This window comes from Larkinella sp. VNQ87, assembly GCF_049445795.1.
Lineage (GTDB): Bacteria > Bacteroidota > Bacteroidia > Cytophagales > Spirosomataceae > Larkinella.
On sequence record NZ_JBMSDT010000010.1, the window covers coordinates 73,436 to 85,396 of the forward strand.

Here is an 11,961-nt window from a genome sequence, read left to right on the forward strand (position 1 = left end):
GAGAAAGCGTTTCGTGTTACGCGGCTATGTTCAGGACACAGACCGGCTCAGGAAATACCGCCGTGTGTTCGCCAGCGAAACCGAAGGCTTGATCATTCCGGGCTGAAAAGGCAGCAGGGCGACTCCGTGAGCGACTTTTTGGGGAAAGTCCGGGTTGGCAATCGCATACCGGCCAATCGCAAGCAAATCCGCCTGACCGGTGTTCAGGAGTCGGGTAGCCAGGTCCGGGTTGTGCAAACCGCCGTTGGCAATCACCGGACAGTCGAGTAATTGCCGGGCAATACCGGTCGACGAGCTACCGTCGGCGTACTGGCATTCGCGCTCCCACCCACCGCCCTCGGCGGCTATGTGGAGGTAATCGGGCGCAGCTTTTCTGACCTCGCTGAATAAAGCTTTTGCCATGTCCGATCCTTCTTCCCAGCGATAAGACAGGTTATTCACCTTGCCTTCCGACAGGCGAAGGCCCACTAGAAAACCGGTAGGCACGGCTGCGCGAACCGCAGCCATAATTTCGGCCGTAAACCGGAATCGGTTGGCAACGCTACCCCCGTAGTGATCGGTTCGTTGGTTGGTATACGGGGTGATGAACTGATCGGGCAAATACCCGTTGGCTCCGTGAATCTCGACTCCATCAAAACCGGCTTCAACAGCATGGCGGGCCGCCCGAACGTAACCGTCAATCGCCGTTTGAATGTCTTCCTGCGTCATGGCTTTGGGCATCCGAAAGGCGTTGAAACCACCGGACGAAGCCGACGGTTTGCCGACGGGCAGAATGGCTGAAGGGGCCAGGGTCTGGCGGAGCACCTGCGACAACGCTCCGGCGTGCATGAGTTGAGCGACAAAAACCGTCGGATGTTGTTTGACCCGTCTGATAACGCTCTGCCAGCCTTTCACCTGCGCTCGGGTGACCAGGCCGGGCTGGTTCGGGTTACAAACGGATGCGATGGAGTCGGTGTACAGGCCTTCGGTGATGATAGCCGCAAAACCGCCTTTGGCAAATGCTTCGTAATAATTCGCCATTTGGGAGGTCGGAACGCCCGCAGCGGTGGCGCTGACACGGGTCATGGGAGCAACCATAAATCGGTTTGACAAGGTATGACGACCTAGTCGAACCCGGTCGAAAAAGGAAGGAAGATGGCTCATAAAGGGGTCTGTATATGGGCACAAAACTCCCTCGTCTCCGGCACTTTTCTCTGAAACCAGGTTAAGAAATCGTTCACTCGCCCGTGCGTTGTCGGCGCAGTCGACTGAGAAAAACCGGGGTGATGCCCAAATACGAAGCAATATCTTTCAGCGGAAGTCGCCGGGCCAGGTGTGGGTAAGTGGACAGAAACAGTTCGTAGCGGTTTTTGGCAGGAATGCTGAGGTTTTTGATCATCCGCTGGGAGGTTGCAATGAGAGCGTTTTCGTTCAGCAGCCGGAAAAAAGTCTCCATTTTGGGCACTTGCCGGTACAAATCCTGAAGGGTTGGCTGGTCGATCACCAGCAGGGTCGTCGGCTCGAGCGCCTGGATGCCGAATGCGGAAGGTGTCTGATTTCGAAAACTGTCGAGATCACCCGCCCACCAGCCTTCCACCGAAAACCGCAGGACATGCTCGACACCCTGGTCGTCGGTATGGTATGATTTCAGGCAACCGTTCCCGACGAAACTCTCGTACCGGCATACTTCGCCCTGGCGGTGCAGAAATTGCCGTCGTTTAAGCTCCTTCCGCGTAAACAGCCGCTCGGTGAGGGCAAATTCTTCATCGGACAGCCGAATTTTTGTTTGGATATGGGCACGGAGGAGATCTGTCATGCAGGAAAGTTGTCGGTAATTTCGGCTAAACCGAAAACAATGAAGCTTGCGTCAAAACCGGCTCTATTTCGCGAATAGTTGTCTAATATACGTTCACTAGCAACGGCAGCGTAACTGAAAAAGTCGTGTCCGTGTTCTGGATCGCTAAACTCGAATGACCCAGCAATTGGTATTTGGTGGCAATGTTGGCTAACCCCACGCCGTTGGAAGCCACCCGAACGTTTTTTCGCTGGACATTATTGGCAACGGTCAGACGTCCGTCGGCCGTGGTTTCGATCCGGATTTGCAGGGGCTGATCAGCCAGAATCACGTTGTGCTTGACGGCATTTTCGACCAGCATCTGGAGGGTCAGGGGTGGTAACTGCGCGTCCTGAAATTCGGGAGCGATGTGCACCCGCAGTTCAATGCCGTTGCCGTAGCGAGTTTTCAGCAGGTGAAAATAGGAGTCGATAAATTTCAATTCGTTGCGCAGGCTGGTCAGGGCGTTTTCGTTGGTTTGAAGCAAATACCGGTATACACTGGATAATTCTTCGATGAAAAGTTCGGCTTTGTCGGTGTCTTCATCGATGAGTGACGAAAGCGTATTGAGGCTGTTGAACAGGAAATGCGGATTGACCTGCTGCTTTAAACTGTCCAACTGACTTTGCAGATTGGCTTTTTTCAGTTTCTCGGTTTCGGCGATCGTTTGCGACCACCGCTCAAAGGTGTACACACTTTCGTGGACAATGTTGGCCACCAGGTTGCCGATGCTGCCGAGCAGGATGGTCCAGCCAAGCTGGCTGGCCCGGAAGGTATAAGTCGGAAAGTTGATCCAGTCGAAAAAATAAAACAGAAAAGAAATAACTGCTGACGACATCGCAATGTGAATACTCAATGCCAGCGACATACGCATCCAGGTTTGGCGGATATGCGGAAACCGTTTGCGGAGGTACACCGCCGGTACGGCGTGCAGAAAAAAAGCCGGGGTCCAGATTATAGTCGTGATCAGGGAAGCTCCCAGAAACAAATCGAGCTGCTGAAAATACACCCTCCCCAACATCATGTAATTCAAAAAGCAATAATAACCGGGCAAAAGGGCCAGGGCAATCCAGGTGTCTCGTTGGGTGTATCGGTTTAAATTCAGGGCCACACGGTGAACGGAATGATCAGGGTAAATTTATCAAAAAAATGGCACCTTTGACGACCAGTGGCACCCGGACGCTAAATTGACACCCATCATCGGTAATCATCGGGCTGGGTAACCGCAGTTGGGTAAACCGCTCAGTGAGCAGCCCTAAACCGCCCGGAAGTTTGTTGACCTGGAGGTTCTTTCGCTGAATGTTGTTGGAAACATTCAGGAACACGGTTTCGTCGATGGTTTCCAGGTCAGCCCGAATAGTGATTTCGAGGGGGCATTCGGCCAGAATGACATTGTGTCGGATGGCGTTTTCAATCAGCGTCTGCAAACTGAAGGGCGGCAGGTACGCATCCAGTACGCACGAATCGATGTTCAGATGCAGGGAAAGGGCGGGGCCGTAGCGCGCTTTCAGCAGGTAGAAAAAGGATTGAAGAAAATCGATCTCGGTTTTAAGGGGAACCAGTTTGCGATCGTTGGACTGCAACAGATAGCGGTAAACGCTCGAAAGTTCGTCCAGAAACCGGTTGGCCTGGTCTTTATCTTCCGAAATCAGGGCCGACAGCGAGTTGAGTGAATTGAAAAGAAAGTGCGGGTTGACCTGGTTTTTCAGGCTGTCGAACTGCCCCTGAATCCGGGATTTCTGGATGCCTTCGGCTTCGGCAATAAGCTGCCGGTATTGTTGCAGGTAGTAGATGATTTCGTATGTCGTGCCCAGAATCACGGCGGCAAAAAGGCCCATACCGATGTAAGCCTGGTACACGCGGGCTGTAATCGGAAGAATGGCCAGGCCGCTCAGATCAGTTAAAAAAATGAACAGCGACTGGCAAATTACGGCCAGCAGAAAATACCCGGCAAATGTAATAACAATGCGACGGAAGGAATGGCGGGTATCCGGAAACCGCTTTCGGACGTATTGGACCCAACGCACCGACCCTTCCCAAGCCAGTGTCATGTACGCCATCCCGATGAAAACCCAGCCCAGATACAGCGCCGGGTTGTAGGGAACATGCCTCAAATAAAGCAGGTTACCCACCAGTGCAATCATCGGGATTGCCATCCAGCGCAGCCATCGGTCATTCGGTTTTTCCAGCGTCGTCACGTCCTTCATTCGGGTCATGTATTCCAATGTAAAATAAGCAGTAATTGCCGACCCGAGAAATGCTGACCTGCCTGAAACGCCGACTTTCGGGGTTGAATTGAGTTTAGTGGCCGCTAAAGAGGGAGAATATGCTTTCAGGAACGTAGTTTTGTATTAAATCCAGGAAACCCAAGTCCCCATGCTCAACTACCGTTATCTATTTTTTCTACTACCTGTTTCCTTATTTGCCCAACAACCTGAACCGGGGCGTTTGACGGCCGACACCATTCAACTGTCCGAGGTCACCGTCCGTGGGTACGAAACGAACCGGCCTTTGCTGGAAACGGCGGCTTCGATCAATGTACTGGCGGCCAAAGATCTGACCCAGCGTTTCGGGACACCCGCACTCGTTCCAGCCTTCAACACGCTCCCGGGCGTACGGATGGATGAACGTTCACCGGGCAGTTACCGGCTTTCCATTCGAGGGAGTTTGATTCGCTCGCCGTTTGGGGTCCGGAACGTGAAAATCTACTGGAACGAACTACCCCTTACCGACGCCGGGGGCGGAACATACCTGAACGCGCTGGATGTGCGGTCGATTGGCCGGGTGGAAGTGATCAAAGGGCCATCGGGGAGTTTGTACGGGGCCGGAACCGGGGGAACCGTGCTGCTGAACGGCCTGAGCAGTCCGGCAGGTGAGTTGGCCAACCGGGCCGAAGTGGGCGCGCTGGCTGGTTCCTATGGTTTGTCGGGGCAGAGTTATACGATTCAAACGGGCAAAAACAATTCGGTTTTATCCCTCAATTATGGCCATCTGCAATCGGATGGGTACCGGGAAAACAGCCGGATGTACCGCGATAACCTGAACCTGAACGCGACGTTTGCCGTCAATGAAAAGCAAACGGTTTCGCTCATCGGTTTATACTCCGACCTGATGTATCAGACGCCCGGTGGGCTGACGGCCGCTCAGTACCAGGCAAATCCCCGGCAGGCCCGCCCGTCGACCCGCGTGGTGCCTGGCTCGGTCGACCAACGGGCGGCTATTTACCAGAAAACCGGATATTTAGGCTTTTCTCACCAATACCGCTGGAGCGATCGCATCCAGAATACAACGGTTGTCTTTGGCTCCCTGACCAACTTTGCCAACCCATTCATCACCAACTACGAAAAGCGCGCCGATCAGGGGGTGGGCGGCCGAACCGTCACACGCTGGCAGATGATCGAAGACGGTGTTCCGACCCACCTGGTGTTTGGGGGCGAATGGCAGCATAATTTCACGATCACCCGCAATTACGGCAACCGGCGGGGCCAGCCCGACACCTTGCAGTCCGACGATGAGTTCAAGGCATCACAGTCAGTTCTGTTTGCACAGTTGGAAGCCAGCCTGCCGTGGGGCATCATTGCCACGGCGGGATTGAGTCGCAACGAGGTGTCCTACCGGTTTACCCGGTTTTCGACTTTGCCGATTACAACGCAGCCACGCTATTTCGAGCCGGTTTGGCTACCGCGCGTAGCGCTGCTGAAAAAGCTGGGTGATTTTGTATCAGTGTTTGCCAGCGTCAGCACGGGTTATTCGGCACCGACGATTCAGGAAGTTCGGCCCTCGGAAGGAACTTACAACCCGACGCTTGACCCCGAGCAGGGCACTAACCTCGAAGCCGCCGTACGAGGCCAGTTGAGCCGATTTCAGTTCGATGTAGCGGTTTACCAATTCCGGTTGCGGCAAACCATCGTCAGACGGTCCAATGAGAGTGGGGCGGAGTTTTTTATCAATGCCGGAAAAACCGATCAGAAAGGGCTGGAACTACAACTCTCGTATAATCTTGTCATTCCCAAACCGGCGAATTTCTGGCAAATCCTCCGCGTCTGGAACAGCACCACGCTCACGAATTACCGCTTCCGAAATTACCAACAGGGCGCGACCGATGTGTCGGGTAACCGCGTGACCGGCGTACCGCCCACGGCCGTTGTGACCGGTCTGGATGCTGAAACCCGCGCCGGTTTTTATGCCCACCTGACGCATCAGTTCCTCGATCGGTTCCCGCTCGACGATGCCAACTCCGTTCAGTCCGACATCGCCCGCCTGCTGAACGCGACGCTGGGCTACCGGAAGTCGTTTGCCCGGCGCTGGACGGTCGACGCCTACCTGAGTGGCGATAACCTCCTGGACCAGACCTACAGCCTGGGCTACGACCTGAACGCTTTCGGCGGCCGTTTCTACAACGCGGCCGCCCGCCGGAATTTCACCGGGGGCGTCAGGCTCGCGGTTCGCTGGTAGTTTTTTTATCGTTTAAGGTTTGACGTTTAAGGTTTAACGGTTTTCAATTCGCTTCACCCGTTATGCCTTAAACTTTAAACCTTAAACCTCAAACCTTAAACGCTCTTATGATTCAACGACGTTTTAACCGAACCTCCGGACAGCTTGCCTTACTGATTTTACGCCTTGGGCTAGGTGTCGATCTGGCCATGCATGGGCTGGTGCGGATTCCGAAGCTGACCAAATTTGCCGACAAACTGGTTGGCGATTTTGCCACGACGCTTCTGCCCGCCGTTCTGGTTCGTGGGTATGCGCTGGCATTGCCGTTTGTCGAACTGGCGATTGGCGTGCTGTTGTTGGTGGGCGGGCGGTTTCTGGTCTGGGGCGGTTTACTAGGCGGTCTGACGATGACCTCGCTGATCTTTGGCTCAGCCCTTCGGGAAGAATGGAGCGCCGTCAGCATTCAACTTATTCACGTGCTGGCTTTTTACCTGCTGCTGCGGGAAGCCGAAAACCGTAAACCATCACAAGGCTTTTAACTGTTGGTGGAGCGATTTTCCCGGCAGGTCGCACAACGCCATGTATTGTGGATTACATGAAAACCGTCGAATTGCATCGATTTCCGGGCAACGATAACGATTTTATCGTATCATTGTCTGTTCGCCGGTCGGTAACAGCCCGGCGACCCAAAGACAAAACCAGTTTATGGAACCAGTTCAGATTGTACTGACCAAGGGCGGGCGGGGCGCTTTTTACCTCCGTGAGGGTGAAGAACCGATTGGCGAAATGGTGTTCCACATCGCTGACGGCAACATGACCGTTTACCATACCGAGGTAAGCCCGGAGTTTGAAGGAAAAGGGCTGGCGGGCCAGTTGCTCAACGCGATGGTCGAGTATGCCCGCCAGCACCAGTTGAAAGTCGTGCCGCTGTGCCCGTATGTTCACGCGCAATTTAAGCGCCATCCGGAGCGGTACGAAGACGTTTGGTCAAAAGAAGAAGCGGAATAAAACCGCTTAGCTAATTTTCCCGGCCAGGTAAGCGGCTACTTCGGCCAGCCGGTTTGAGAAGCCCCACTCGTTGTCGTACCAGGAAGCGATGGATAAAAGTTCGCCCTGCTTGGCGGTCAGCGGCAGGTCGATGAGGGCCGTGTGCGGGTCGGCCACGATGCGCGACGACGCCCATTCGCCTTCCAGAACATCCATCACGCCCTTCAACGGACCTTCGGCCGCAGCTTTCCGGAAGGCTTCGTTCACTTCGTCGACCGTCGGATTTTTCTCCGTAATCAGGTTCAGTTCGGCGATGCTACCCGTCCGGGTCGGTACGCGGTAGGCTTTTCCGGTGATTTTGAGGTCTTTCCAAATAAATTGCAAGGCGCGGGCGGCTCCCGATGAGGAAGGAATGATGTTTTCGGCGGCAGCCCACGAATCACGCCGGTCTTTCATGGGCTGATCCGTCAGCGACTGGGTATTCGTGTAGGAGTGAACCGTCGAGAACAAGCCGTATTGAATGCCGAAGTTCTCCAAAATCACTTTGATGGGAGCGGCCAGGGCATTGGTCGTGCAGCTTCCCATGCTGATGATGTGGTGGCTGGCCGGATCGAAGGTGTCCAGGTTGATGCCTTTAAGTAAAACCGCATCGCAGTCGGCCAGGCTTTTGCTCGGGGCGCTGACCAGCACGTACTTCGCGCCCCGGTCGAGGTGAGCCTGCGCACCCGCCCGAACCGTAGCCCGGCCCGTACAGTCGACCACCAGATCGACGCCCAGCGCGGCCCAGTCCGGAATTTCCTGGGAAGAATTGATATACTGAATGTCCCGGCCTCCAATGCTCAGTTTGCCTGCGCTACCCGAAACCGGCTCGTGCCAGCGGCCATAGTTGGTATCGACGGCAAACAGGGCCGCCAGGGTGTCTTCGTCCCGGATGTCGGAAATTGAAACCGGTACAAACAAGTTGTTACGTAAGCCCACGCGGAGGAATTGCCGTCCGATGCGCCCAAATCCGTGCAGTGCTAGAGTCGCCATACGAAATGTGGTGTTGGTTTATGGGCTAACACTGACGCGCTTCGATTTAATTCCCGCTCAGAGGGCCACAGGCTCATCCTTTTCGTCAAAAAACAGGTAATTCAGGTAGTCGCAATACGGTTTGATCAACCGGCAGCCTTTCACTACTTCGTCGGCGAACCCTGGTTTCAATACGTCTTTGTCCGAATACCGGTGAATGAAAAACAGTTCCTTGCGCCGGAGCAGTGCAATTTCGGGGTGGTCGGCCGAATAGCCTTTGGGGGTGGTCTTCATGCTTTCGCCCACTGCTTCCGGAAAATACGCGTTAAACGCAGGGTCTTCGATGATCGCTTTTAACTCATCAACATTGTAATCGACTTCCTGCCGAAATTTAGCCAGATGCGTCGGAGTGGGCTGCCACATGCCCGCACCCAGAAACGACTCGCCGTCGGGCTGCAGGTGAAAATAATAGTCGATACGGCCCGAATGCCGCCCGCCCGGACCCACAGCCGCAGCGAAATTCTTTTTGTACGGCGCTTTGTCTTTTGAAAACCGGATGTCGCGGTTGATCCGGAAAATGCAGTCTTTAACAGCGGTATTGGGCAGGTGTTCGAATGTTTCGATACCTTTCAGGAGCCGGGTCACAAAGCCTTCGAACTCCGCTTTGGCGGTTTCGTAGCGGGCGCGGTTCGCCTGAAACCACTCCCTATTGTTGTGATCGACCAGATCGCGCAGAAAGTTAAGCGTTTGAACCGTAAGCTGACCGTTTGCCGTGTTTTTCGTCTTCATACAGTTCCAAAGCTAGCCAGAAATCGCGAAGTTTGCGAAATCAATTTTGAATGAGCGAATGAGTGAATAGCTACGCCCTATTCTGTTTCCCGAGAATCTATTCATACATTCTATCATTCGCTCATTCACTCATTCAAGAATTATGTCTCGCATTCTCACCGGTATACAAAGCAGCGGTCGTCCGCATCTGGGCAATGTTCTGGGGGCTATCAAGCCCGCAATTGAGCTGTCGCAGCAGCCTGAAAATGAGTCGTTTCTGTTTATTGCCGATCAGCATTCGCTGACAACGATTAAAGACGGTGCCCTGCGCCGGGAATACATCCGGGCGGTGGCGTCGGCCTGGCTGGCGTTTGGGCTGGACACAACGAAGAATGTCTTCTGGCGGCAGTCGCACGTACCGGAGCATACCGAACTGGCCTGGTATCTGAACTGCTATACGCCGTTTCCAATGTTAGCCAACGCTCACTCGTTTAAGGACAAATCCGAACGATTGTCGGACGTCAACGCGGGCTTGTTCACCTATCCGTGCCTGATGGCGGCTGATATTCTGCTGTACGATGCCAACATTATACCGGTCGGCAAAGACCAGAAACAGCACATCGAGATGACGCGGGACATGGCAAGTGCGGTCAATAACCAGGTAGGCGAAGAGGTTTTTGTCTTGCCCGAAGCGCAGATCGACGAACGGATTATGACCATTCCGGGGATCGATGGGCAGAAGATGAGCAAGTCGTACAACAACTACATTGATATTTTTCTGCCTGCGAATGAGTTGTACAAAGTGATCAAAAAAATTGTGTCGGATTCGACGCCCCTCGAAGAACCAAAAAATCCGGATACCGACATCACCTTTAAACTTTATGCCCTGCTGGCTACCGACGAAAAGGTCGATACCATGCGGCAGAACTACCTGAACGGCGGGTATGGCTACGGTCACGCTAAAAAAGAACTCTACGAACTCATTATCCATCAGTTTGCCGAACCCCGCGAACGGTTTACCTACTACATGGAAAACAACGACGCCCTGGAGCGGGAACTTCGCTTAGGCGAAGAAAAAGCCCGTGCTGTGGCCTCCAAAACTATTCAGCGCGTTCGGGAAAAATTTGGCTTTAATTAATGGTGAAAGAGTCAAAGAGCGAAAGAGCGAATAGCTTCGCGCAAAAAGTGTAGTTGGCGAAGCCTTTCACTCTTTCACTCTTTCACTCTTTCACTCTTTCAACTTTGGAAACCCTCCGGCAACTCGATACGGACCTGTTCCTCTGGCTGAACGGCCAGCATGCGCCCTGGCTTGATCCAGTCATGGTGGGGGCCACGCTGCGGAATACCTGGATACCATTCTACGTCCTGTTGATCGGCTGGCTGGGATTTCAATACCGGAAAAAAACCGTTGGGCTGGTGATGACCTTGATTCTGGCCGTCGTACTGAGTGACCAGATGGCGTCGTCGGTGCTCAAACCGCTGACATTGCGACTGCGACCCTGCCACGAACCGGCTCTGAAACCGCTGATTCACCCGGTGTTGGAATGCGGAGGGACCTACGGGTTCGCGTCGTCGCATGCTGCCAACACCTTTGCCCTGGCGATGGCCTTGTGGTTATTGGTCGGGAAACGCTTTCCCGTCGTCAAATGGGCCTTTTTGTGGGCTTTTATCGTTTCCTACAGCCGAATTTATGTGGGCGCTCATTATCCGCTCGATGTGCTGGCCGGGGCCGCAATCGGTGTGGTCATGGCGGTTTTATGCGTGTCGATGTACCAGCGAATGAGCCGCCGGTGGGGTTGGAGTAGTTAAGCGACCAATGTGAGATAATCTTGCCAGAGTGATATTAAATACTGGGTTCTTACTGTCGAAGTTGCTCGGTAAGAAAACTTTAAGCAAGTCCTCCCAAGAATCAGAGGAATTCTGTATTTTTGCGCAAATTTTCGGCACCGAATGGCATCCCTCAATACGGTTAAAATTTTTTCAGGCAGTCAATCAACCTATCTGGCAGAAAAGATTGCCCGGTATTATGGCAAAGACCTGGGCGGCTATACGCTTCGGAAGTTCAGTGATGGCGAGTTGTCGCCCAGCTATGAAGAATCGATCCGGGGCTGCGATGTGTTCCTGATTCATTCCACGAATCCGCCGGCCGACAATTTGATGGAATTGCTGCTGATGGTCGATGCAGCCCGCCGGGCCTCCGCGCACTACGTAACCGTCGTCATTCCGTATTTCGGTTATGCCCGGCAGGACCGGAAAGACAAACCCCGGGTGGCCATTGCCGCCAAACTGGTGGCCAACATGCTGGCCGCAGCCGGGGCCGACCGCCTGATGACCATCGACCTGCACGCCGGACAGATTCAGGGGTTCTTTGATTTCCCGGTCGACCATTTGGAAGGTGCGTCGGTGTTTGTGCCGTACATCCGGAGCCTGAATCTGGATAATCTGTTGGTTGCGTCGCCGGACGTGGGCGGGGCAGCCCGGGCGAGGGCGTTCGCCAAGCATTTCAACGCCGACATTGTCTTGTGCGACAAACACCGCAAGCGGGCCAACGAAATTGCGTCGATGCAAGTCATCGGGGACGTGGAAGGTGCCAACGTGGTGCTGGTCGACGACCTGATTGATACCGGCGGCACCTTGTGCAAAGCGGCCGAGATTATTCTGGAAAAAGGGGCTAAATCGGTAAGGGCCATTTGTACACACCCGGTAATGTCGGGAAAGGCCCACGAAAACATCAGCAATTCGGTCCTTGAAGAACTGGTGGTTTCCGACACGCTTCCGATGCGGCAACAGAGCTCAAAAGTACGGGTGCTGACCGTGGCCGAATTGTTCGCCAAAGCCATCGGCCGCATCCGCGATCACGAATCTATTAGTTCATTGTTTATAAAGTATTGAATGGCTCAGATGGTTTTATGGCTAAAAATGGTTTGAAAGGGTTTAGGCAATCTGTC

At 53.9% G+C, this 11,961-nt stretch carries 12 protein-coding genes; 6 read left to right on the forward strand and 6 right to left on the reverse strand.

Features of this window, described 5'->3' with window-relative positions:
- Window positions 1–30 precede the first annotated feature (30 nt).
- From ACO2Q8_RS18215 to ACO2Q8_RS18230, 4 genes are all read right to left on the reverse strand, one after another.
- On the reverse strand, window positions 31–1,143 hold the full coding sequence (locus tag ACO2Q8_RS18215; RefSeq protein WP_423346280.1) for an NADH:flavin oxidoreductase: 1,113 nt from the start codon (window positions 1,141–1,143) through the stop codon (window positions 31–33).
- 73 nt (window positions 1,144–1,216) lie between these two features.
- A complete protein-coding gene (locus ACO2Q8_RS18220) occupies window positions 1,217–1,795 on the reverse strand; it encodes a Crp/Fnr family transcriptional regulator (protein ID WP_423346281.1) in 579 nt (192 codons plus the stop codon).
- An 82-nt stretch (window positions 1,796–1,877) separates the two neighbouring features.
- On the reverse strand, window positions 1,878–2,924 hold the full coding sequence (locus ACO2Q8_RS18225; protein WP_423346282.1) for a sensor histidine kinase: 1,047 nt from the start codon (window positions 2,922–2,924) through the stop codon (window positions 1,878–1,880).
- Between the two features lie 16 nt (window positions 2,925–2,940).
- Entirely contained in the window at window positions 2,941–4,029 is a 1,089-nt protein-coding gene (locus ACO2Q8_RS18230; RefSeq protein WP_423346283.1) for a sensor histidine kinase, read from the reverse strand.
- 160 nt (window positions 4,030–4,189) lie between these two features.
- Between ACO2Q8_RS18230 and ACO2Q8_RS18235 the strand changes: the two genes are divergently transcribed.
- The 3 genes from ACO2Q8_RS18235 to ACO2Q8_RS18245 all read left to right on the forward strand — a co-directional run bounded on the left by ACO2Q8_RS18235 (window position 4,190) and on the right by ACO2Q8_RS18245 (window position 7,255).
- The gene (locus ACO2Q8_RS18235; RefSeq protein ID WP_423346284.1) at window positions 4,190–6,268 is read left to right on the forward strand and encodes a TonB-dependent receptor; all 2,079 of its coding nucleotides are present in this window, start codon (window positions 4,190–4,192) and stop codon (window positions 6,266–6,268) included.
- Between the two features lie 107 nt (window positions 6,269–6,375).
- Complete coding sequence (locus ACO2Q8_RS18240; RefSeq protein WP_423346285.1) at window positions 6,376–6,786, forward strand: DoxX family protein; 411 nt, start codon at window positions 6,376–6,378, stop codon at window positions 6,784–6,786.
- A 166-nt stretch (window positions 6,787–6,952) separates the two neighbouring features.
- Window positions 6,953–7,255, forward strand: a complete 303-nt coding sequence (locus ACO2Q8_RS18245) for a GNAT family N-acetyltransferase (protein WP_423346286.1) — start codon at window positions 6,953–6,955, stop codon at window positions 7,253–7,255.
- A gap of 6 nt (window positions 7,256–7,261) precedes the next feature.
- Here the strand turns inward: ACO2Q8_RS18245 and ACO2Q8_RS18250 are convergent, their stop codons facing one another.
- On the reverse strand, window positions 7,262–8,266 hold the full coding sequence (locus ACO2Q8_RS18250; protein ID WP_423346287.1) for a type I glyceraldehyde-3-phosphate dehydrogenase: 1,005 nt from the start codon (window positions 8,264–8,266) through the stop codon (window positions 7,262–7,264).
- A 57-nt stretch (window positions 8,267–8,323) separates the two neighbouring features.
- Entirely contained in the window at window positions 8,324–9,034 is a 711-nt protein-coding gene (locus ACO2Q8_RS18255; protein ID WP_423346288.1) for a DUF2461 domain-containing protein, read from the reverse strand.
- A 142-nt stretch (window positions 9,035–9,176) separates the two neighbouring features.
- Between ACO2Q8_RS18255 and trpS the strand changes: the two genes are divergently transcribed.
- From trpS to ACO2Q8_RS18270, 3 genes are all read left to right on the forward strand, one after another.
- The gene (gene trpS, locus ACO2Q8_RS18260; protein ID WP_423346289.1) at window positions 9,177–10,151 is read left to right on the forward strand and encodes a tryptophan--tRNA ligase; all 975 of its coding nucleotides are present in this window, start codon (window positions 9,177–9,179) and stop codon (window positions 10,149–10,151) included.
- 104 nt (window positions 10,152–10,255) lie between these two features.
- Window positions 10,256–10,822, forward strand: coding sequence for a phosphatase PAP2 family protein (locus ACO2Q8_RS18265; RefSeq protein ID WP_423346290.1), 567 nt, complete (start codon window positions 10,256–10,258; stop codon window positions 10,820–10,822).
- Window positions 10,823–10,963: 141 nt separating this feature from the next.
- Entirely contained in the window at window positions 10,964–11,905 is a 942-nt protein-coding gene (locus tag ACO2Q8_RS18270; protein ID WP_423346291.1) for a ribose-phosphate pyrophosphokinase, read from the forward strand.
- The last annotated feature ends 56 nt before the right edge of the window (window positions 11,906–11,961 follow it).